The organism is Marinobacter sp. UBA5687, from assembly GCF_002420325.1.
Taxonomy (GTDB): domain Bacteria; phylum Pseudomonadota; class Gammaproteobacteria; order Pseudomonadales; family Oleiphilaceae; genus Marinobacter; species Marinobacter nauticus.
Genome location: NZ_DIHV01000090.1, coordinates 1 through 20,469, shown reverse-complemented (window position 1 = coordinate 20,469; position 20,469 = coordinate 1). Strand labels below are relative to the sequence as shown.

Genomic DNA, 20,469 nt, shown 5'->3' with positions numbered 1-20,469 from the left:
ATCCGGGGTAACGCGGATGTCCGGGCTCTGGTGGAAAACCGCTGGCTCTGGTTGCACCGAGTGGATGGCGACCAGACTCTGCGCTACGACGACGGCAGGTGGGTAACCACCTGACCGCCAGTCACATATTGCTGGCGTTGGCGGCCTCGGTGTATTGCCAGTCGATCGTTCTCGGTTGAACGCTGTCGGCGACAAAGAGGTGGCCAACGTCCGGTACTGCGTACCAGAGCTCTCCGCGGGTGGGGTTCTGGCGCGCAAACTCCGCATGGCTCATGCCGATTTCCCAGATTTCATCGCTCTGCCAGCCTTCCGGGGCAAGTTCAATACGCACTTCCGAGCCGATCAGGCTGATGGCCTCAATGCGCAACGGCAGGCGGGCCTTGGCCGCGGGCGAACGGGACAGCTGAACCTCGTGGGGGCGCAGGTAGAGCTGGGCTTCCTGATCGTGACGGACACCCGGCAAGGATACCCAGGCATCGCCCTGAACCAGTTTCTGACCTTTCACCAAACCCGACAACACGTTGACGTGGCCCAGGAAATCGAAGACGAACCGGCTTTCTGGCCGGGCATACAGTCCGGTCGGTGAATTCACCTGTTCCACCTGGCCCTGGCTCATAACCACCACCTGGTCTGACAGCTCCAGCGCCTCTTCCTGATCGTGGGTCACGAAAATGCTGGTGAAGTGGTACTCGTCGTGTAACGCACGCAGCCAGCGGCGCAGATCCTTTCGGACTTTGGCGTCCAGGGCGCCGAAGGGCTCATCCAGCAGCAGAATGCGAGGCTGGGTTGCCAGCGCGCGAGCCAGAGCAACACGCTGCTTCTGTCCACCAGACAGCTGTGCCGGATAGCGTTTGGCCAGTTCTGGTAACTGGATCATTTCCAGCAGCTTGGCCACCCGTTGGCGGATTTCCTGTTTCGAAGGGCGCTGCTTTTTGGGGAGCGACTCCAGGCCGAACGCGATGTTCTCGGCAACGGTCAGGTGCCGGAACAGGGCGTAATGCTGAAACACAAACCCGATGTTGCGGTCGCGAACGTGTAGCTGGCTGACATCGTCACCACCGAACAGGATGCGGCCGGAATCTGACGACTCCAGCCCGGCAATAATACGGAGCAAGGTGGTTTTGCCCGAACCAGAGGGGCCGAGAAGGGCAGTGAGCTGGCCTTCGGGGATATCCAGAGACACATTCTTCAGCGCCTGAAATCCTCCGAAGTTCTTGTTGATCTGGTCAATGGTGATACTCATGTCACGCACCTCCTTCTTCGGGCGTCGCGTGTTCAGCTCGGGACTGACGCCATTCGACGAATGCCTTTGCAATCAGTGTCAGGATGGCGATACCCGCCAGCAGCGAAGCGCTGGCAAAGGCCCCGACAATGTTGTAATCCTGATAAAGCAGTTCAACATGCAGCGGTAAGGTGTTGGTTTCTCCGCGAACATTGCCGGATACCACCGAGACCGCACCGAATTCGCCCACTGCGCGGGCGTTGGTCAATACCACACCGTAGATCAACGCCCACTTGATATTAGGTAGCGTGATCTTGCGAAAGATCCGCCAGCCGGAAGCGCCCAGCACCACGCCGGCTTCCTCCTCCTCGCTGCCTTGTTGCTGCATCAAGGGGATCAGCTCTCTGGCCACAAACGGGCAGGTTACGAACACGGTTACCATCACGATGCCGGGCCAGGAAAACATCAACTGAACGTCGTAATTGCTTAACCAGCTGCCCAGCCAGCCGTTGCGGCCATAGAGCAACAGATACAGCAGACCGGCAACGACCGGTGACACCGCAAATGGAATATCGATCAGGGTGATCAACAGCTTGCGCCCGGGAAAACGGAACCGGGTGACAGACCAGGCGAGGGCTGTCCCGAAGACCAGGTTAAGCGGCACCGTGAGTGCGGCCACAAACAGAGTCAGGCCGATGGCATCCAGGGTGTATTCATCCAGGACATTGCCGGCAAAAGCGCTCCAGCCTGTGCTCAGTGCTTGCGTAAAGATCACCACTACGGGAATCACCAGAATGATCAGAGTAATTGCGAGGGCCAGCCCGATCAGGCTGCGGCGCACCCAGGGTTGGTCACCAATACGGCGGTTTTGTGCAGCCATCTATCGACCCTCCAGCCTGCGCAGGTAGCGACCCTGCCAGAGGTTGATGGAGAACAGCAGAATCAGCGACGCCAGCAATACCAGCGAGGCAATGGCACTGGCGGCCGCGTAGTCATACTCCTGCAGACGGATGAAGATCATCAGGCTGGTGACTTCGCTGACGTAAGGCGTGTTGCCGGCGATAAAGATAATCGCACCAAATTCGCCCAGGCTGCGGGTGAAAGACAGGGCGATTCCGGTCACCAGGGCTGGCCACAGCGAAGGAAAGATAACTTTGCGGAACACACGCCCGTCAGATGCCCCCAGGCTAACAGCGGCTTCTTCATCGGCTGGCGACAGCTCCTCAAGCACTGGCTGCACCGTACGCACCACAAACGGGATGCTGGTAAATGCCATGGCTACAACGATGCCCAGGGGTGTAAACGCAACCTCCACACCGATTTTGGCCAGCCATTGGCCGTACCAGCCATTCTGGGAAAACAGCGTTGCCAGGGTGATGCCGGCGACAGCAGTTGGCAAGGCAAAGGGCAGGTCGACCACGGCGTCGACAATGCGCTTGCCCGGAAACTCATAGCGAACCAGCACCCAGGCCAACAGCAACCCGAACAGGCCATTGAACAGTGACGCTGCAAGGGCCGTCCATAAGGTAACCTTGTAGGACTCCACCACGCGCGGATCGGTGATGGTGAACCAGAACTGGTCCCAGGTCATGCCGGAGGTTTCAACGACCAGCCCGGTCATCGGCAGCAGCAAAACCAGGCTGACAAAAAACAGCGAAATGCCGAGGCTCAGACCGAACCCCGGCAATACCCGTTTGTTTCGACGACCAAGGCGCCGCACGGGGGCGACGCCTGCTTGAGCGGAGGTGGGCATGGCTTGCTCTTACCGGCGCCGCTGCAACTGGTCCAGTTTGCCGCCACTGCTGAAATGGGTACTCATGGCGTTTTCCCAGCCACCGGCAATCTCTTCGATGGACAGCAGTTTCAGTTCCGGGAAGCGATCGGCATTCTCGGCTTTCACGGCGTCGTTGTGAACACGGTAGTTGAAGCCTGCCAGCAGGCGCTGGGAGTCTTCGGTATAGAGGTGCTCCAGGTACTCCTTGGCCAGCTCGGCGGTGCCATTCTGTTCAACGTAGTCGTCAATCCACGTCACCGGGAATTCAGCCAGGAAGCTTACCTTCGGCGTGACAGCCACGTATTCACCGTTCTCGAAACGGTCTGCAATGTTCAGAACCTCCGACTCGAAGGTCAGCAGGACATCGCCAATGCCGCGCTCAACGAATGTGGTGGTGGCACCACGACCGCCGCTGTCAAAAACGCGTACCTGACCGAGCAGGTCCGCCATGAACTGATCAATTTTTTCCTGATCGTCGCCAAACTGGTCCTGGGCGTAGCCCAGAGCGGCAAGGTAGGTGTAACGGCCGTTTCCAGAGGTCTTAGGGTTCGGCATCACCAGTTGAACGTCTTCGCGAACAAGATCGTCCCAGTTCTCGATATTCTTCGGGTTACCCTCGCGTACCAGGAACGCCATGGTTGAGTAATAAGGCGAGCTGTTGTTCGGCAGGCGATCGGCCCAGTCTTCAGGAATCAGACGACCGCGCTGGTGCAGGATGTCGATGTCGGTCACCTGGTTAAACGTTGCAACATCGGCTTTCAGGCCCTGGATAATGGCCTGCGCCTGCTTGGATGAACCTGCGTGGGACTGTTTGATTTCGACCGTTTCACCGGTCTTTTCCTGCCAGTGCTTTTTAAACTCTTCGTTGTAGGCAGCGAACAGTTCGCGGGCGATGTCGTAAGAGGTGTTGAGCAGCTCCCGGTCTGCAGCCAGTACCGGTTGGGCGGAGAGCAGGGCGGCGCCGAGCGCGATTCCCTTGAACAGTTGCTTCATGACGAGCTCCTCAGAATGATGGTTCTAATCTGAGGAGCAATCTAACAAAAGGTTTTAAGAACGAAAAATATTAAAAATAAATATTCAAAGGCTTGTTTGGCATATGAGAGTCGGCAATTAATAGCGTAGCAGTGCCGAGCCCCAGGTGAAGCCGCCGCCAAAGGCTTCCAGCAACACAACCTGCCCACGCTGGATTCGACCATCGCGGACGGCTTCATCAAGCGCCAACGGGATGGATGCCGCCGACGTGTTGCCGTGGCGATTGACGGTCACCACTACCTGATCCATGGGCATGTCCAGTTTGCGCGCCGTGGCAGCGATAATCCGCAGGTTGGCCTGATGAGGAACCAGCCAGTCGATCTCGGATTTCTGCATCTGGTTGGCCTCCAGGGTTTCATCGACAATCCGGCCGAGCGTGTTCACTGCCACCTTGAAGACTTCATTGCCTTTCATTTCCACAAACGCCTGGCCGGCCTTTACCGCATCAAAATCGTTGGCGATGCCACAGGGGACGTGCAGCAACTCTTCATACCGTCCATCGGCGTGCAGGTGTGTAGACAGAATACCGGTCTCCTCACTGGCCTCCAGCACAACAGCGCCGGCGCCGTCGCCAAAAAGCACGCAGGTGGTACGGTCTTCCCAGTTAAGGATGCGGGAGAATACCTCCGCGCCGATCACCAGCGCTTTTTTGCTTGAACCGGTACGGATGAACTTCTCGGCAGTGGCCAGCGCATAGACGAAACCGCTGCAGACGGCCTGAATATCAAAGGCGGGGCAGCCCTGAATGCCGAGCCGGGCCTGCAGGATACAGGCGCAACTGGGGAACACCTTGTCCGGCGTGGTGGTGGCAAAAACAATCAGATCAATATCCGTGGCTTCAATGCCGGCGGCCTCAATGGCGTTCAGGGCCGCCTGTTCAGCAAGATCTACCGTGCTTTGTCCGGGCAGGGCAATATGCCGCTGTTCGATACCAGTGCGTTCGCGGATCCACTGATCAGAGGTCTCCACCTTCTGTTCCAGGTCGCGATTGGTAACGATGTTATCCGGCAGATAGGAACCGGTTCCGGCAATGCGTGCAAAGGTCATGGACAATTTCCAAGGGTTTATAGGGTAACGATAGACCCATGCTAAACCTTTGCAACCGGATTGGTTATTAGCGGATTGTCAAAGACTGCCCGGGCGACACATTGGGCGCCCGGGCAAGGGGTGGGAGATTAGCCTTCTTTCAACGTTTTCATATCAATGACGAAGCGGTACTTCACATCGCCTTTCTTCATGCGCACGTAGGCTTCGTTGATGTTCCGGATATCCAGCATCTCGATATCACAGGTGATGTCGTGCTCCGCACAGAAATCCAGAACCTCCTGCGTTTCCGGCATTCCGCCAATGAGAGAGCCGGCTACCACGCGGCGCTTGGTCACCAGCAGGCCGGCCTGAAGGGCGGGTTCAATTGGGGTGAGCAAACCCACGAGAATATGTGTGCCGTCGTACTTCAGACACTTCAGGTACGGGTTGAGGTCGTGGGCTACAGGAATGGTGTCGAGCAGAAAATCGAAGGAATCTGCGGCGGCTTTCATCTGTTCCTTGTCGGTGGAAATGATGACGTGGTCCGCACCCTGCTTCTTCGCTTCCGCCACCTTGGCTTCAGAACGGGTAAAGATAGTGACTTCGGCACCCAGCGCCTTGGCGAATTTCACGCCCATGTGGCCGAGACCGCCCATCCCCAGCACGCCTACCTTGTGGCCTTTTCCGACCTTGAAATGCTTTAGGGGTGAATAGGTGGTGATGCCTGCACACAGAATGGGCGCCGCACTGGCCGGGTCGAGTTTTTCCGGCACCCGAACAACAAAGCGTTCGCTGACAACAATCCGCTCGGAATAGCCGCCGTGAGTGACCGAGCCATCGTGGCGGTCCAGGCTACCGTAGGTCATGGTGGAGCCTTCAATACAGTACTGCTCCAGGCCGGAGTCGCAGGCGGAGCAACTGCGACAGCTGTCTACCATGCAGCCCACGCCCACCAGGTCGCCGGCTTTGAAGTGACTGACCTCTGGCCCAACGGCGGTAACCCGGCCAACAATTTCATGGCCCGGAATGACCGGATATTTTGAGCCACCCCAATCATTTTCAACGGTGTGGAGGTCGCTGTGGCAGACACCGCAGTAGTCGATCTCGATCGCTACGTCGTCAGCACGGAGTTCCCGGCGATCAATGGCGTAGGGGGCCAAGCCGGAATCCGGTGCAGTGGCGGCGTATGCTTTGGTATTGGCCATTCGTTCACTCCTTTTCAGTTTTAGAACAAGGATCACGGTTCTGCCGCGGCAGGACAGTTACCTTGTGTAACTCAGCACAGTTCAATTGTAACCTACGTATTCCACTCCATCAGGGATGACCAGATGACAAACACGCAATCTCTTAAAGCTGTGTGGCTGGCGAGCGCAATCGCGCTGGGCGCGGGCCTGGTCAGCGGTTGTATGCCGGGCACCATTGCCACCGGCGTGGGCACCGGCTTTGTGTATGAGCAGAAACAGGACCACAAGCACCGCCATGAAGTGGAGCGGGCGGTGGATCAGTACGTCGAAGACCACGCCAACTCTCCGTGCAGGCACGGGGAAGACCGGGTAATGGAGTCTGCGGCGGAGATTCTCAAGGAATACCGGTTAACCGGTTTGAATGAGGTGCTGGGCCGACTGGATAAGATCTATCAGGATGAAAGTCAGCCGGATCATATCCGGGCCGGTGCCCTGTACAACATGGCGGTGTTGCAGTCGCGCCGCAAGGAACCCAACAAGGTGCTCGCGCGGGAGTACTTCAAGCGCCTGTATGTAGAATTTCCCAATGAATATCGCTGCATCTTTGAAGAATCAGACTGGCGGGATTCAATGATTGAACAGCAGTTGCTGCTGCCCGGCGAGACGGTTGAATCCTTCCTGAGAGATGCGAAAGCCGATGTGGAGCGCATGAAGCGGCAGGACTGAGCCTGCCGCCTTTAAGATCAGATCAGGCTATCCAGCCGAAAAAGAAATCAAACAGCCAGGAGAAGAAACCGCCGCTGCTCTGGGGGCGCGGTTCTGCCTGGGCTTCCTGATTGGCAACCGGCTCGCTGGCGTTTGCCACTGGCGCATCAACAATCACGGGTTCCGGTTCTTCTTCAACAACGAGCGGCTCGTCCGGGCCCGCTGCGGTAGGCTCGGTGGGCAGTTGGGCGATCAGCTCTTCGTTATCACCAGTGACCACCTCGACAACTTCTGCCGAGTCCTGATCTGCGGTGACTGGCGCTTGACTGCTTTCGGCAACGGATGAAGAAAGCTCTGTAACACGCTGTTCTGTTTGGCTTTCATCCGGACCGGTTTCAGATTCTTCTGCTGGGACCGATTGCGCTGCTGTCTCCAGGGCCGCAACCTGAATCTCTCGCGGTTCTGCGGCATCCACGATCTCTGGCTCGACAGTTTCCGGTTCAGGTTCCTGAGCTTCGGGAATTGGCTCCGGCTTGGGCTCTGGTGCGACAGCGGCAACGGAACGGGCGGGTGACGGGACTTTTGCGGTAATTCCAAGTTGACCACGTGCCGCAGACCGGGAAGCCACAGAATTGCTCTGGATCGTTAGGGCCGGAGCCGCCTCAACACCAAGGGATTTGAGCGTGGCTGAATCCAGATTTCCGCTTGCCGAGAGCTCTGGGCGATCGGACTGATACTGACGAATGGCAGTTCGCAGCTTGGCGTCTATCCAGCCGTCGGCCGTGCCGATATCGTAACCGGACCCATAAAGCGCATTTTCCGCAGCAAAGACGGTATGAGTGGGAGAGGCTGCCTGGGCCCAGCCACAGATGGCAATGCTTGAGACAACGGCCAGACTTTGCGCGGCGGTTTTGCGGCGTCCCTGCAACGGTGAGCGTTTCATGGCGAATCCCTCCAGAGGCTCTTTGGTATTGTTGTTTACATATTGTTACCGAGTGTCTTCACGGTATCAGGGATTAATAGTTGCGCCTATGAAGTGGTTAACAAGTTGGCGCAAGGTGCCCGTAGGATGTTGCGGAGGTTGCTGGTATTGTCACAACCCATCAGGCACAGAACGGGCAGGGCGTCCCCGGCAGTTTTGGTAGAGCAAGCATGCAGAATCTCGATTATCGCGTTATACAGCAGGCCATTGACTGGCTGGAGCAAGGGCAGACGATCTGGCTGTGCACCGTGCTGTCCACGTTCGGCTCTTCCCCCCGGGAACCCGGAGCGATGATGGTAGCGAAAGCCGACGGAGCGCATGTTGGGTCATTGTCCGGCGGCTGTGTTGAAGAGGATTTCCTGGATCGACTGGTGCAGGGGGAATATACCTTGCCATCCGTTGTTATTAGATATGGTGGCGACAGCGAGGAAAACCGCAATCCAAAGGTGAAGCTGCCCTGTGGAGGCGCATTGGAAGTACTGGTGGAAAAGCGATCTCCGGAGTCACATTTTGTCGATCAGCTGCGGACGCTGCTGCAACGGCTTTCAAGTGGTGAAGCTTTGGAGCGGGAAGTAGGCCTGGCTGGTGGCAACGTCAGTCTCCACCCTGTCGATGATCACGGTAGCCGGGTCATTTGGGAGCAGGGTAGCGAGACCATAAAGATTGTCGTCGCACCCGTCGCGCGATTGATTCTGGCCGGATATTCAACCGTAGCGGACGCCTGCGCCCGGTTTGCTCTGGGTCTGGGTTATGAGGTGGTGCTTTGCGACCCACGGGAAGACATCGCCGGCACCCACAATTTGCCCGAAGGTGTCGAGTTTATTCCCCAACTGCCCTCCGTATACCTTGGCAAAGACGGTGCCTGCGCCCCCTCGACGGCCGTAGTGGCCACCACGCACGATCCAAGGATCGATGATCTGGCGATGATGGCCGCGGTCAAAACGCCAGCGGGCTATATCGGTGTCATGGGCTCAATGCGCACTTCAAAAGCCCGGGCGGAACGGTTGAAACGCAGTGGCGGGCTCACTGAGGCCGAGATTCAGCGTATTCATATGCCCGTGGGGGTGGATATCGGCAGCAAGACACCGGCCGAGATTGCCCTGTCGATTATGGCGGATGTGGTTCGCGCCCGGCGCCAGCTTTTCCGGGCGGTCAATTAACGCTCTCGGCTCGCGGGTTTCGAGGGTAGTACCGGTCGGGCAGCCGCTCGATGTGCGGAAAGAACCGGGTGTCTTTGTAGGGCATCTTCATATATCCGGACACGCCAAGCCCGGTGATTTGCTCCACCGCAGACAGGATCTCGTCCAGCAGCGTCCGGAATTCCGGTTCCCGCTCGGGGTCCAGCAGCCGGTAATGGCTGTGGATCTTCAGGTGCCGGGGCAGGGCTTCGAAGATGATCATGCCGGTGTGGTGAATGTCGTTCAACCGTTCCAGTGCCCGGATAATCGTCTCGGGTAATACCAGGAATTCTTCCGGGTCGGGGCCATCCTCAAAATAGGAATGCACGCGGCTTTCATCTTCCACTTCCGGCGCTGCGCTCACTTCGTAGTGTAGATTCATGCCGGGGGAGACCAGAAACGGCTGGCCCTGATCTTCACGATCAATGTGCAGGGTGTTACGGGCGTTGAACAGGCAGCTTTTGAATATCCCTTTGCGGTAGATGGCCTGGGCCAGGTACACCATGTTATTGACGGCCTGGACAAAGGCCGATTTCAACGTCGGATCATGCAGGTTCAGAGAGGTATCGATATAGATACCGTCGGTTTCCCAGCGTACCGCCAGGCCTCCTTCCACAGGGTAGCGCCCGAGCCGACTGACCGCCGCCAGAAACGCTTTCTCGGTTTCCCCCATGCCCTGCATGAAGTTCTTGTAGTAGCGGTCGAGTTGGACGTCGTTCACATCACTCAGGGTCTCCGGGGCACCTTCCTCCCGCAAAAACGACTTCCGGGAACTGTATACCACGGTATCAATTTCCTGCCCGGACGCCCGCACCCATACCGGCACCTGCGGAGTGGTCGGCCGTGCCGGAAGGTCAATCATCACCGTGCGGGCCATTCGGGGCATTTCCCGCAAGTAGTAATCACCAGCCTTGCGGCGAGTCTCCGGGTCGGGCGACAGCATGCCATCAAGCATTCGGGCAAATTCCATGGGAAGCCCCAGAGACGCAGCTGGAATCGCCCGGTGCCCAAACCGACAGGATTGGGCAGAGGCGAGGGCATACAGGGTTCCGGCAGCCCCCTGTTCATCAAAGCGGGGCGAGGAGAGCCCGCCGTTCAGCTGCTCCTCGCCGATAAAATAGACATCGCCCAGTCTGGCATTGGTTTGCTGCAGGTTATCCGACATCAGTTCCATCACATTGGCGGTGACGAACTGTTGATTGGCATCCAGCTGGGCGAACACCGAGGACCCCCAGTCAATCAGCGCGATGTTCTCGGTACGGGCATCAAACACCAGATTGGACGGTTTGATGTCGCCGTGAACAATGGGGCGGCCGGCGGGCCCGTTTTCCCGGCGCAGGCAGCGCAGGATATCCGCCAGTTGATCGGCAATTCGAATAATAAGCCGGGGTTTCAGGCGGCCTTCCTGCAGGGAGACCTCTTCCAGGTTGAGCCCTGCAGCGCGCTCCATGACCAGGATAGGTTGGTTGTTGGCGCGCTGGAAGGCGATCAGTCGCGGTACTCTGGGGTGGTGCACCTGCTCCAGAATGAAGGCTTCGTCTTCCAGACGATCCTGGAGGTGCTGGGGCAGGTTGATGCGGGTGAACTTGAACACATGTTCCGGCCCCGGCGTATCCAGACCAGGAAAGCGGCCGGCAAACACAAAGCCATAGGCACCCTTGCCAATCAGTTCAACATCCCGGTAACCCAGTTGGCGGAGCTGGGCAACGCAAAGCGCCACCCAGTCCTTGAGCTTCTTGGCATCATCGTGGCTGAGCAGGTAGATCGACTGCTCTTCCGGTATATAGAATTGCTGAAGATGCTTTTCCTGCTCCATCACAGCCCGTTAGCCCATATGCAACAGCATGGTCTGGGGCGACTCCAGATAGCTCTTCCAGAGGTTGCAGAACCGCGCGATGGTGCCGCCGTCAATAATGCGGTGATCGCCGGCCCAGCTGATCGTCATGATCGCCCGCTCAACCACCTGACCATTGGCATCGAAACGCGGTAGCTTCTGGGTGCGGCCCAGCGCCACAATCGCCACTTCCGGTGCGTTGATGATGGGCGCAGCGTAGGTGCCGCCCAATGCGCCGATATTGGAAATGGTGATGGTGCCGCCTTTGAGATCATCCTGGCTGACACGTCCGGAACGGGCGGCCTCAGTCAACCGGGCGATTTCCTCGGCGATCCCCAGCAGCGTGAGCTGTTCAACGTGCTTGACGTTGGGCACCACCAGGCCAGCTTTGCCATCTACCGCCATGCCAATGTTGCAGTGGGGCAGGTAGTGGATTTCGGTCACGTCCTCGTTTAACTGACTGTTCAATACCGGGTATTCCTGAACAGCCAGAGCCATGGCCTTCATGAAGAATGGCATGAGCGTTAGCCGGGTGCCTTTGGCTTCAGCCTCCGGCTTCAGCTGTTCCCGCAGCATGAGCAAGTCGGTTACATCAATATCCTCACTGTAGATAAAGTGAGGGATGGTGGTTGCCGACTGAACCATCGCCTTGGCCATGGCCGTTTTCATGCCTTTGATCGGTTCCACGCGGACTTGCTGATCACCTTCGGCGTGGCGGCGAGGCGCCGTGCCGGGGTCAACCTGACGTTCGGTGGCGCTGGGCTCTGATTTGGGCTGTTCCAAATGCGCCAGAACATCTGCCTTAAGCACCCGGCCATCCTTGCCGGAACCGGCAATGTCGCCCAGGTTCAGCTCGTGCTCGCGCACCAACCGACGGACCGCCGGGCTTGCTGGAATCCGGGCCCGGGTGCCGGTTGCCACCGGTGTCGCTTTTGTGGGCGCGGCGTCCGCCGACGGCCTGGATTCACTCTTTGGCTGAGGAGCCTCTTCACGATCCCGCGGGATGAAGGCAAACAGCGGTGAATGCACCCGCGCCATGGATTGCTGCTCGTGGTAGAGCTTGGTGATTCGGCCGGCCTTGGGGGCGGTGATCTCAACCATGGCCTTATCGGTCATCACGTCCACCACCGGCTGATCTTCTTCGATTTCGTCGCCCTCGGCGACGCGCCATTCAACCACCTCGCACTCGACAATCCCTTCACCGATGTCGGGCAAAATAAAGTCTTCAGTCGCGTTATCGTCCCCGCTTTGTAAGGGTTCCGCTTTGGCTACAGCTTCCGGGGCAGCATCTACCTGCGGCGACTCTTCAGCGCTTGCTGGTGCCGGCGCCCCGGCCTCGCCACTCTCATCCACCAACTCGAACAGTGGCGCATGCACCTTCGCGATATCGCCTTCCTGGTAATAGAGACGGGTAACCCGGCCCTTGTAGGGGGCAGGAATTTCCACCAGCGCCTTGTCAGTCATCACTTCGGCCACCGGCTGGTCTTCCTCGATGACGTCGCCTTCGGCTACCAGCCATTTGACCAGTTCACATTCCACGATACCTTCGCCGATATCGGGCAGAATAAAATCACTCATGCTTGTTCTCCTGTCCTGATATCCGCCTAGAATTCCACGCTTTCCCTGATGGCCTCGTAGACCTTCAGGTGATTCGGCAGGTGCTCCTTCTCAAGCACCAGCGGGAAGGGGGTGTCCATCCCGGTTACCCGCGCAATGGGAGATTCCAGGTACAGGAAGCAGCGCTCCTGAATGGTCGCTGCAATTTCGCCGGCAAAGCCGCCAGTGAGAGGAGCTTCGTGGGTAATCACAAGGCGCCCGGTTTTGAGCACGGAATTGGCCACGGTTTCCACATCCCAGGGCAGGATCGACCGGAGGTCAATCACCTCGCAGGAAATGCCTTCCTTTTCAGCGCGCTCAACCGCCTGGTCTATCACGTCCATCTGGGCGCCCCAGCCAAGAATGGTCACGTCAGTGCCTTCCTTGGTGATCTCGGCTTCACCCAGAGGCAGGCGATAATCTTCATCTGGCACCTCGCCCACAGACGCGCGGTACAGGCGCTTGGGTTCAAAGAACAGTACCGGGTTGGGGTCGTGGATGGCAGCCAACAGCAAGCCCTTGGCCTGATGGGGGTTGCGGGGCACCACGATTTTGAGGCCCGGGGTATGGGCAAAATAGGCTTCCGGAGATTGCGAATGGTAAAGGCCGCCGGCAATGCCACCACCGTAGGGTGCACGAATGGTCAGACCAGCAACGTTAAAGAGGTTGCCGGAGCGATAGCGGTATTTTGCCGATTCGTTCACGATCTGATCGAAGGCCGGGAAGATGTAGTCGGCAAACTGGATTTCCGCCACCGGCACAGAGCCCTGGGCGGCCAGACCGTTGGCAAAACCGATGATGCCCTGTTCCACCAGCGGTGTGTTGAAACAGCGGGACTTGCCGTATTTCTGTTGAAGATTACTGGTAGCGCGGAACACGCCGCCAAAAACGCCCACGTCTTCACCGAAACACAACACTTTGTCATCGGCCGCCATGGCGGTATCCAGGGCATTGTTGATGGCCTGGAGCATATTCATCTTGGTCATCTCACGCTCCTCCCTTAACGTGTTCGGCGCTCTTTGGGTACTCATCCGGATATCGACGTATGTGAGCCTTCAGTTTCTCAAACTGCTCGGCCAGCATGGGAGGTACTTCGTCGTAGACATCGGTAACCAGAGTTTCGAGGGCTGGTGGCGGACGCTTCTGCGCCCGCTTCATGGTTTCCAGCACTTCCCGGCGCATGTTTTCCTGGAACTGTTTTTCGTCGTCCTCACTCCACCATTTCTTGCTTTCCAGCCACAGGCGCATGCGCAGGATCGGGTCTTTCTCGCGCCATACCGCTTCCTCGTCTTTGCTGCGATAACCGGACGGGTCGTCGGAGGAGGAGTGGGCCGCAAGGCGGTAGCTCATGGCCTCGATCAATACCGGTCGATTGTGTTTGACGGCCAGCTCCCGGGCGGCTCTGGTGGCTTCATACATGGCCAGTACGTCGTTACCGTCTACCCGGATAACGTCCATCTTGTAGCCATAGGCTCTGGGTGCTACGCCGTCGGCTGCGAACTGTTCGGCTGCGGGGGTGGAAATGGCATAACCGTTGTTCCGGCACAGGAAGATGACGGGTACGCGATGGACTGCAGCCATGTTCAGGGCCGCGTGAAAGTCACCCTCGGACGCGGCGCCTTCGCCAAAATAGGTGATGGTGCAGTGGCCGTCTCCCGCCAGCTTCTGGCCATAGGCATAGCCGGTGGCCTGGGGAATCTGGGTGGCCAGGGGCGAAGAGATGGTCATGTAATTCAGCTTTTTCGAGCCGTAGTGCACGGGCATTTGCCGGCCCTTACCGTAATCAAGCTCATTGCCGAAAAGCTGGTTCATGAATTCGTCGATGGAAAAACCGCGGTAGGCGAGGGCGCCTTGCTCCCGGTACTGCGCCATGATCATGTCGTTATCATCCAGCGCGGCGGCGCTGCCGATCACGGCGGCTTCTTCACCGGTACACTGCATGTAGAAGCTCAGACGCCCCTGGCGCTGGGCAGCAAGCATACGCTCATCGAGAATCCGGGTGGTGACCATGGCCCGGTAGATGCGAAGGGCTTTCTCTTTTTCAAGATCCGGCGCTTTGGCGCTCTTATAGAGCTTGCCATCCTGCTTCAGGAGCTTGAACGTGGGAATACGGAATTCCGCACCATCGGTGAACGAGGGGGAATACACAACTTTCGATTTTGTTGTTGTCATAGTCCTCTTCCTGGGGTATTGGCCTGAGGAAACAAAACACGCCTTGTGGGCGTGTCGTTAATGTCATTGTAGACAACCTGGGGAAATCTGATGTGGATCATTCCAGGCTTACCTTTACCTTAACGTAAACTGCATCCATCGGGTAGACCCAGAATGCGGATTTTTATTTAACTGAGCCAAACCGATGAATTTTCCGTGTTGGCCGCAAGCATGCTAACGTCAATACAGGTACTCTATTGAATAGCTTCATTAAACGGACTCTGGTGGGCAGGCATATGAATGTGATCGTGATCGGCGCAGGGATAATGGGAACCACTTTTGCCACCCTGGCGAAGGAACTGGCGCCCGAACTGGATATCACCATTCTGGAGCGACTGGACAGCCCGGGCGCAGGCAACTCCTGGTCTTTCAACAATGCCGGCACGGGCCACGAGGCCAACTGCGAGCTTAACTATACGCCGGTGGATGGCGAGGTAATCTCGGTGGAGAAAGCCTTGAAAATCCATGCCCAGTTCAACGTTGCCAAGCAGTTCTGGGCCTACCTTGTTCGAAAAGGTGCGATAAAAGAGCCCGCTAGCTTCATCAACCAGACCCGCCATTGCACCCTGGTCTCCGAGCCGTCCATCGAGGAACTCAAGCTACGCTTCAAGGAAATGTCCGCCCACCACTTTTTTGAGCACATGCGCTTTTCCGAGGAATTTGACGAGATCAAGAGCTGGATTCCCTACACCATGGACGGCCGTCCCCATCACGAGAAAATGGCAGCGACCGTTGTGGAAACGGGAACCGATGTGAATTTTGGTTCCCTGACTGAACAGATGGCGGAATATGCGACGAAGCAGTTGGGCGTAAAAGTCGAGTATGGCGTCCATGTAAAGCGGGTGCACCGAAACCCAGCGGGGAGCTGGTTGGTAGAAACGCAAACCCGGGGCGCTGCCGTTCAGCATCGGGCCGACATACTGTTTGTTGGCGCGGGCGGGGGTGCCTTCCCCATTCTCAAGAAAAGTCATTTACCGTTTGCCCGGAGGTTCACCGGTTTTCCGGTGGGCGGGCGTTTTCTGCAGGCGGAAATTACCGAAGAGCAGGCCCGTCAATACCGCGCAAAAACCTACGGCAAGGCGGAAGTTGGTGCACCTCCAATGTCTGTACCGCATCTGGACCTGCGGGTGGCTGATGGCAGGCATTATTTGCTGTTCGGCCCATTTGCCTCATTCAAGCCCGTTCTGGAAAAAGGGCGCGGATTCATTGATTATCTGAAGGCCATGCGCCTGCACGATATCCCCGGGTTGCTGAGCGTCGCGATAGAGCATTTCGCTCTCGTGAAATACCTGGTTTCTGAGACCTTCAAAGGCGAGAAAAGCATGCTGGAGTCGCTGGAGAAATTCGCTCCGGGCCTGAGCTCCAGGTTTGACTGGAAGCCTATTGAGGCTGGCCAGCGGGTACAGATCATCAAGGATGGGGATCTGCAGATGGGTACAGAGATTATCGTGTCGAAGGATAAAACCTACGGCACAATACTTGGGGCGTCGCCTGGCGCCTCGGTGTCACCTGAGGTGATGCTGCGTGCCCTGGAGCAATTGTTCCCGGCGGTATTTGCTGGAGAGTCCGCCAGATCCAAGCTGAAAGAGATGTTCCCTGAGGACAATCTGGATACACTGATCAGCAATCCGGAGCGGTATCGCGAGATTCGGGACGCCGTAAACTCAGCCTTGGGCATCCAGTCAGAGATACCAGCTTAGCCAAACGTTCTCAGGGACGAACACAAATAGTGAAAGCACTTGAACTCAAGGTTCCACCCGTTGTTCTAGTTATCCTTTTCGGGGCGGCCATGTGGGCTATTTCGAGGCTGTTGCCGTCTGGCTATTTTACCGTTCCGGGCAGGCTGATTCTGTGCACCCTCATGGTCCTGGCTGGCGCAGGTATTGCCCTGGCCGGCGTTCTGGCATTTCGTGCAGCAGGCACCACCGTGGATCCTCGTACGCCCCATCAGTCTGCCAGCCTGGTGGTTGACGGGATTTACCGTTACACCCGCAATCCCATGTACCTCGGATTTCTGCTGATGCTTATTGCGTGGAGCCTGTACTTGGGCAGTGTATTTGCCGCTCTGTTACTGCCTCTGTTCATGCTGTACATGAATCGCTTCCAGATCAAACCCGAGGAACGACACATGCGGGCGTTATTCGGTGACGACTACACCCAGTACGCCTCACGGGTTGGGCGCTGGTTCTAGCCGGATAAGGGAATAAAGTCTTCTTCATCACCGGGTACGGTGGGAAAACGTCGGTTCTGCCAGTCATCCTTGGCCTGTTCGATACACTCCTTACGGCTGGACACAAAATTCCATTCAATAAACCGTCGACCCAGTGGTTCGCCGCCAACAAGGGCGATCCGGGTATCTTCAATCGCCTCAACCGTAACGCCCTCGTGAGCCGCCAAAACGGCCATGGAATATTCAGGCACCTCCGTTCCGCCTGCCCGCAGCTTTCCTTTGGCAACGTACAACCCTCGTTCCTCGGCATCAGGCAGAGTAAGCTTTTGCCCCGGTTTCAGCCATGCCTCAATGTATAGGGTATCGGCAAAGGTCTTGACCGGCGACGCGGCAGCGAAAGCGGTTCCCACGGTGCAGGATTTCACCTTCAAACAGGTAGGTAACGGTCGCAATGCCAATATGGGGGTGAGGGCGCACGTTAATGCCATCCCCGGCCGCAAAATGGGCCGGCCCCATATGATCAAAAAAGATCCATGGCCCGATCATTCTCCGGCCAATTACCGGCAGAACCCGCCTTACCGAAAAGCCCCCGAGGTCACGGTTTCTGGGCTGAAGGAGCTGAACTATGGCGCCACATTCTTCGGTGATGGGGAAATCCATTTCAGTGTCGGGCGCGAGATTGCTCATGGTCAGCTCCGGACTTGAGTTCAATTAAGTGGTGCTCTTGGAGCTTGGTGCCAGCATGGGAAAGTGTCAAATGGGAACGATGGCTATGCCAGAGTTTGGCTTGGCTCAATACTTGTGCCAACAGCTGGCATCGCTATAATTGGCGCCCGCTTTGGTGTGCCCAGGCTGCGAATTTACCGCTCGCCGGCGGCTACGCCAGAAACTGGCACCGGCAGAAGCTCGTGCCACTTGTTGGCATGACGCCTCCAGAGAGTCTATGTACCGCGATTTCAAGACCACCCTTGAGCTCATTACCACTGTGCTGGATAACGCTGATCTGACTTCAGATGAGATCCGAAGACGTTATGCCAACATGCCTGACCGGACATTTAAGCGACACATGGCGATTGCCCGCAAACACGGCGCACAGATGGAATGTGTCTCTGATCCTGCCGGCCGCTATACCTGGATTTGTCGCAACAGAAATCAGATAGAGAGCCGAGTCCGAACCTGGCTGATCTTTGAGCGCGAACGAACACTGGTGGGCGATTCCCAGCTCGACCTTTTGCACCAGTCGCTGTAGTGGCTTTCATTCGCCCGAATGTGGCGCGTGTCGAAATCGCCACCATTGCCTCGATTTTGCTAAGCTTTCAGAGAGCAGGGAGAAGATGCAATGGCCTTCCATAACCCGGATCCAAAAATCCGTGAAATCGAACGTGACAATGCCCGACTACGTGCCGAATTTTTCGCCGAACTGTTTGGCGGTGCGTGGCGTGTGTTTCGCCGGGTTTTGTTGCGCTGTCGGGTCCGCCAGCCGCGCGTTTGTTGCCTGAAAACTGAGTGCGCACCCCACGAAAATTCTGATCAGCGAAGTGCAAGCTGCTCACAGGTACCGCGCTGAGGTTTGCCCGTATACCTGACGAACAACGACGAGATGAGCATTTCATGGCTGCGGCAACTGAAAGTGAGCTTTGGAGTAACCGATATAAGGAGATCGCTCGGGAGGCTTATGTGTTGCTTCGAAACCAAAAACGCACCGTCTCTGGTTCCAAGACGCAAATGAAGCAGCTATAGCTCAGCCGTGGCTTTCGGGCTGAACCTGGCCGCGGATAACAATCTGACCGCTGTATGGGGCCGGTTTTGCTGCATGGTACTCAGCGTCGCGATCCTGAATTTCACCGCGAATCACGATCTGTCCGCTATAGGGGGCGGGCTGAGCCTGCTCCGAGCGGGCCTCATCGGATTTGCGGTCTGCCAGGGTTGCGTTGGCGAGGCTGCCGGGAGAAGCTCGCCGCGCTCCCCGAAGGTGAAGGTGACCTCCAGTGGTTTGGCCGGGCAGCAGAGTGGGTCTTCAGCCGCATAGCTAAACCCGGACAGGACGAGGCCTTTTCCGGTTTCGCGAACGCCAGTGAACAGGCGGTCACCCTTGCCCCCAACGTGACGAACAGAGAGTAAGCGATAGGTCTTGACCGGCGACACGCCAGCAATGCTGTCGTTGATGGCGTACAAGGCAAGGTACTGATTGTTGGTTGCTCCGCCTCCCCAGCCCCCCAGAGTCATGAGCACGGCAACACCGTTGCTGTACCCGGGGCCATTCAGCGATGAGAGGGAGAGGTAAGAGGCACTTTCGGGATAGAAAACCGCCCGCCCATCACTGAGTATGCTTCCCAGCATGCCGGCCTCCTCGGCAAGCTCGTCTGGCAGGGAGGCAGGGTCTGCCAGAGCAAAGCCGCTCCAGAGCAGAAATAGCAGCATTAGAAGGGGATTCATGAACGGACGGACTCCTGCCAATAGTGATACAGATCGCGGATGTTACCAGAGCAGAGTAGTGGCATCGCAGCCTGAATGTCGTCCAGCGGCCAGTCCCACCAGGCCATCTCCAGAAGCCGCGCAATGTCTTCGTCGCAGAAGCGCTGTTTAATAGTTTTCGCTGGGTTGCCGCCCACGATCGTGTAGGGTTCGACATCCCGGGTGATCAGCGCACGGCTTCCAATAACGGCGCCATGACCGATGGTGATGCCGGGCATAATCATTGCCTCTGAGCCGATCCATACATCACTGCCAATCACCGTGTCGCCAGCCCGCTGAAATCCATCCAAGGCACTGGTGAAGGCGGCTTCATCTATCATATAAAAGAACGGAAACGCGGAAACCCAGTCGTGCCGGTGGCCCTGATTGCCTGCCATGATGAATGATGCACCGGAGCCGATGGAACAGAAACTGCCGATAACGAGCCGATCAACGTCATCACGATCAGGCATGAGATACCGGGCGCAATCGTCGAATGAATGGCCATGGTAATAACCGGAATAGTAACTGTATCGCCCGACCCTGATGTTTGGGTTAGTCACCTGGTTTGCGAGAAACTCGCCTTTGAAGGGGCCCTCAAAATGGTTGGTCATGGGGTCTGGAAAGCTCCTGATTCCTTGTGGGTTTCCTGGCTGTGAGGGCTAGCCCATTCTGGTAAGTTTAGCGGGCCCGGGGCAAACAAAGTAGGGGCTGCACTACTCACAGGTTCTATTTCGGAGCCGGAACCCCAGGGTATGCTGGACGATCACACAAGGTGCTAAATTCGTGGTCCGACTTGGCGTTCGGATGAATATCGCTGGAACCGCATGATTGGGAACGCGTAACAGGCATGAGTAGCAGGGGGCGCTATAAACAAAAGCGAACGTTCTAGATCCTCCACTGCGAACCGGTTTTTAATTCAGTCCTGAAGAACAATGAGCCGCTTCAATGGTTCGGCAATGCAAAGCCATTAGTTAACGAAATAGCGGCCCCATTTGTTCATGAAACCTGTTTATACGCAGTATTTGAGCATGAAGCCATGGACCGTTCCCTGTAGTTTGGCTGTAGGAAGCTCAACCAAGCCTTCCGAGAACCGGAAAC

21 protein-coding genes are annotated in these 20,469 nt (G+C 57.2%); 6 read left to right on the top strand and 15 right to left on the bottom strand.

From position 1 onward, the window contains the following. Nucleotides 1-121 precede the first annotated feature (121 nt). From B3Y70_RS09690 to B3Y70_RS09665, 6 genes are all read right to left on the bottom strand, one after another. Nucleotides 122-1,243, bottom strand: a complete 1,122-nt coding sequence (locus B3Y70_RS09690; protein WP_288589683.1) for a sulfate/molybdate ABC transporter ATP-binding protein — start codon at nt 1,241-1,243, stop codon at nt 122-124. Between the two features lies 1 nt (nt 1,244). Beyond that, on the bottom strand, nt 1,245-2,102 hold the full coding sequence (gene cysW / locus B3Y70_RS09685) for a sulfate ABC transporter permease subunit CysW (protein WP_114435251.1): 858 nt from the start codon (nt 2,100-2,102) through the stop codon (nt 1,245-1,247). Next, a complete protein-coding gene (gene cysT / locus B3Y70_RS09680) occupies nt 2,103-2,975 on the bottom strand; it encodes a sulfate/thiosulfate ABC transporter permease CysT (RefSeq protein WP_011784864.1) in 873 nt (290 codons plus the stop codon). It lies immediately after the preceding gene. A gap of 9 nt (nt 2,976-2,984) precedes the next feature. After that, nucleotides 2,985-3,989: a thiosulfate ABC transporter substrate-binding protein CysP gene (cysP, locus tag B3Y70_RS09675; RefSeq protein WP_011784865.1), complete on the bottom strand. Its 1,005-nt coding sequence runs from the start codon at nt 3,987-3,989 to the stop codon at nt 2,985-2,987. A 117-nt stretch (nt 3,990-4,106) separates the two neighbouring features. Then, nucleotides 4,107-5,075 (bottom strand): beta-ketoacyl-ACP synthase III, encoded by a 969-nt coding sequence (locus B3Y70_RS09670; RefSeq protein ID WP_011784866.1) that lies wholly within the window; start codon nt 5,073-5,075, stop codon nt 4,107-4,109. Between the two features lie 128 nt (nt 5,076-5,203). Continuing rightward, nucleotides 5,204-6,259, bottom strand: coding sequence for an NAD(P)-dependent alcohol dehydrogenase (locus tag B3Y70_RS09665; protein WP_011784867.1), 1,056 nt, complete (start codon nt 6,257-6,259; stop codon nt 5,204-5,206). Between the two features lie 123 nt (nt 6,260-6,382). Here B3Y70_RS09665 and B3Y70_RS09660 point away from each other — a divergent pair, with 123 nt between their 5' ends. Continuing rightward, nucleotides 6,383-6,964, top strand: a complete 582-nt coding sequence (locus tag B3Y70_RS09660; protein ID WP_011784868.1) for a hypothetical protein — start codon at nt 6,383-6,385, stop codon at nt 6,962-6,964. A gap of 22 nt (nt 6,965-6,986) precedes the next feature. Here B3Y70_RS09660 and B3Y70_RS09655 read toward each other — a convergent pair whose 3' ends face one another. Then, on the bottom strand, nt 6,987-7,886 hold the full coding sequence (locus B3Y70_RS09655) for a peptidoglycan-binding domain-containing protein (protein WP_278349974.1): 900 nt from the start codon (nt 7,884-7,886) through the stop codon (nt 6,987-6,989). Between the two features lie 209 nt (nt 7,887-8,095). Between B3Y70_RS09655 and B3Y70_RS09650 the strand changes: the two genes are divergently transcribed. Beyond that, on the top strand, nt 8,096-9,085 hold the full coding sequence (locus B3Y70_RS09650; RefSeq protein WP_011784870.1) for an XdhC family protein: 990 nt from the start codon (nt 8,096-8,098) through the stop codon (nt 9,083-9,085). Here B3Y70_RS09650 and B3Y70_RS09645 read toward each other — a convergent pair. The 4 genes from B3Y70_RS09645 to B3Y70_RS09630 are packed head-to-tail and all read right to left on the bottom strand — an operon-like array spanning nt 9,078 to nt 14,705. Continuing rightward, nucleotides 9,078-10,919, bottom strand: a complete 1,842-nt coding sequence (locus tag B3Y70_RS09645; protein ID WP_011784871.1) for a protein kinase domain-containing protein — start codon at nt 10,917-10,919, stop codon at nt 9,078-9,080. The genes B3Y70_RS09650 and B3Y70_RS09645 overlap by 8 nt on opposite strands. A gap of 9 nt (nt 10,920-10,928) precedes the next feature. Continuing rightward, nucleotides 10,929-12,515, bottom strand: coding sequence for a dihydrolipoyllysine-residue acetyltransferase (locus B3Y70_RS09640; RefSeq protein WP_011784872.1), 1,587 nt, complete (start codon nt 12,513-12,515; stop codon nt 10,929-10,931). Between the two features lie 26 nt (nt 12,516-12,541). After that, nucleotides 12,542-13,519, bottom strand: a complete 978-nt coding sequence (locus B3Y70_RS09635; protein ID WP_011784873.1) for an alpha-ketoacid dehydrogenase subunit beta — start codon at nt 13,517-13,519, stop codon at nt 12,542-12,544. Between the two features lies 1 nt (nt 13,520). Continuing rightward, entirely contained in the window at nt 13,521-14,705 is a 1,185-nt protein-coding gene (locus B3Y70_RS09630; RefSeq protein WP_011784874.1) for a thiamine pyrophosphate-dependent dehydrogenase E1 component subunit alpha, read from the bottom strand. Between the two features lie 275 nt (nt 14,706-14,980). On the opposite strand from B3Y70_RS09630, the gene B3Y70_RS09625 reads away from it, so the two are divergent. Together B3Y70_RS09625 and B3Y70_RS09620 are read left to right on the top strand one after the other, a co-directional pair. After that, the gene (locus B3Y70_RS09625) at nt 14,981-16,444 is read left to right on the top strand and encodes a malate:quinone oxidoreductase (RefSeq protein WP_288589685.1); all 1,464 of its coding nucleotides are present in this window, start codon (nt 14,981-14,983) and stop codon (nt 16,442-16,444) included. Nucleotides 16,445-16,473: 29 nt separating this feature from the next. Further along, a complete protein-coding gene (locus B3Y70_RS09620) occupies nt 16,474-16,935 on the top strand; it encodes a methyltransferase family protein (protein WP_041656281.1) in 462 nt (153 codons plus the stop codon). Here the strand turns inward: B3Y70_RS09620 and B3Y70_RS09615 are convergent. Together B3Y70_RS09615 and B3Y70_RS09610 are read right to left on the bottom strand one after the other, a co-directional pair. Beyond that, entirely contained in the window at nt 16,932-17,324 is a 393-nt protein-coding gene (locus B3Y70_RS09615; RefSeq protein WP_049756870.1) for a pirin-like C-terminal cupin domain-containing protein, read from the bottom strand. The two genes, B3Y70_RS09620 and B3Y70_RS09615, sit on opposite strands and share 4 nt — an antisense overlap. Further along, the gene (locus B3Y70_RS09610; protein WP_236078988.1) at nt 17,263-17,460 is read right to left on the bottom strand and encodes a pirin family protein; all 198 of its coding nucleotides are present in this window, start codon (nt 17,458-17,460) and stop codon (nt 17,263-17,265) included. The genes B3Y70_RS09615 and B3Y70_RS09610 overlap by 62 nt, the downstream gene beginning before the upstream one ends. Here B3Y70_RS09610 and B3Y70_RS09605 point away from each other — a divergent pair. Next, nucleotides 17,431-17,619 carry a hypothetical protein gene (locus B3Y70_RS09605; protein ID WP_288589688.1) on the top strand — a complete coding sequence of 63 codons (189 nt, stop codon included), beginning with the start codon at nt 17,431-17,433 and terminating at the stop codon, nt 17,617-17,619. The two genes, B3Y70_RS09610 and B3Y70_RS09605, sit on opposite strands and share 30 nt — an antisense overlap. 238 nt (nt 17,620-17,857) lie before the next feature. Beyond that, nucleotides 17,858-18,163: a hypothetical protein gene (locus B3Y70_RS09600; RefSeq protein ID WP_014421613.1), complete on the top strand. Its 306-nt coding sequence runs from the start codon at nt 17,858-17,860 to the stop codon at nt 18,161-18,163. 602 nt (nt 18,164-18,765) lie between these two features. On the opposite strand, the gene B3Y70_RS09595 is transcribed toward B3Y70_RS09600, so the two are convergent. After that, entirely contained in the window at nt 18,766-19,350 is a 585-nt protein-coding gene (locus tag B3Y70_RS09595) for a hypothetical protein (protein ID WP_011784878.1), read from the bottom strand. After that, nucleotides 19,347-19,982 (bottom strand): type B chloramphenicol O-acetyltransferase, encoded by a 636-nt coding sequence (gene catB, locus B3Y70_RS09590; protein WP_011784879.1) that lies wholly within the window; start codon nt 19,980-19,982, stop codon nt 19,347-19,349. The genes B3Y70_RS09595 and catB overlap by 4 nt, the downstream gene beginning before the upstream one ends. Nucleotides 19,983-20,469: the final 487 nt, after the last annotated feature.

What these genes read in the sequence shown, in the direction of transcription:
- B3Y70_RS09690 (WP_288589683.1), bottom strand. Translation starts at nt 1,243, where the DNA reads ATGAGTATCACCATTGACCAGATCAACAAGAACTTCGGAGGATTTCAG.
- cysW (WP_114435251.1), bottom strand. Translation starts at nt 2,102, where the DNA reads ATGGCTGCACAAAACCGCCGTATTGGTGACCAACCCTGGGTGCGCCGC.
- cysT (WP_011784864.1), bottom strand. Translation starts at nt 2,975, where the DNA reads ATGCCCACCTCCGCTCAAGCAGGCGTCGCCCCCGTGCGGCGCCTTGGT.
- cysP (WP_011784865.1), bottom strand. Translation starts at nt 3,989, where the DNA reads ATGAAGCAACTGTTCAAGGGAATCGCGCTCGGCGCCGCCCTGCTCTCC.
- B3Y70_RS09670 (WP_011784866.1), bottom strand. Translation starts at nt 5,075, where the DNA reads ATGACCTTTGCACGCATTGCCGGAACCGGTTCCTATCTGCCGGATAAC.
- B3Y70_RS09665 (WP_011784867.1), bottom strand. Translation starts at nt 6,259, where the DNA reads ATGGCCAATACCAAAGCATACGCCGCCACTGCACCGGATTCCGGCTTG.
- B3Y70_RS09660 (WP_011784868.1), top strand. Translation starts at nt 6,383, where the DNA reads ATGACAAACACGCAATCTCTTAAAGCTGTGTGGCTGGCGAGCGCAATC.
- B3Y70_RS09655 (WP_278349974.1), bottom strand. Translation starts at nt 7,886, where the DNA reads ATGAAACGCTCACCGTTGCAGGGACGCCGCAAAACCGCCGCGCAAAGT.
- B3Y70_RS09650 (WP_011784870.1), top strand. Translation starts at nt 8,096, where the DNA reads ATGCAGAATCTCGATTATCGCGTTATACAGCAGGCCATTGACTGGCTG.
- B3Y70_RS09645 (WP_011784871.1), bottom strand. Translation starts at nt 10,919, where the DNA reads ATGGAGCAGGAAAAGCATCTTCAGCAATTCTATATACCGGAAGAGCAG.
- B3Y70_RS09640 (WP_011784872.1), bottom strand. Translation starts at nt 12,515, where the DNA reads ATGAGTGATTTTATTCTGCCCGATATCGGCGAAGGTATCGTGGAATGT.
- B3Y70_RS09635 (WP_011784873.1), bottom strand. Translation starts at nt 13,519, where the DNA reads ATGACCAAGATGAATATGCTCCAGGCCATCAACAATGCCCTGGATACC.
- B3Y70_RS09630 (WP_011784874.1), bottom strand. Translation starts at nt 14,705, where the DNA reads ATGACAACAACAAAATCGAAAGTTGTGTATTCCCCCTCGTTCACCGAT.
- B3Y70_RS09625 (WP_288589685.1), top strand. Translation starts at nt 14,981, where the DNA reads ATGAATGTGATCGTGATCGGCGCAGGGATAATGGGAACCACTTTTGCC.
- B3Y70_RS09605 (WP_288589688.1), top strand. Translation starts at nt 17,431, where the DNA reads ATGATCAAAAAAGATCCATGGCCCGATCATTCTCCGGCCAATTACCGG.
- B3Y70_RS09610 (WP_236078988.1), bottom strand. Translation starts at nt 17,460, where the DNA reads ATGATCGGGCCATGGATCTTTTTTGATCATATGGGGCCGGCCCATTTT.
- B3Y70_RS09600 (WP_014421613.1), top strand. Translation starts at nt 17,858, where the DNA reads ATGTACCGCGATTTCAAGACCACCCTTGAGCTCATTACCACTGTGCTG.
- B3Y70_RS09595 (WP_011784878.1), bottom strand. Translation starts at nt 19,350, where the DNA reads ATGAATCCCCTTCTAATGCTGCTATTTCTGCTCTGGAGCGGCTTTGCT.
- catB (WP_011784879.1), bottom strand. Translation starts at nt 19,982, where the DNA reads ATGACCAACCATTTTGAGGGCCCCTTCAAAGGCGAGTTTCTCGCAAAC.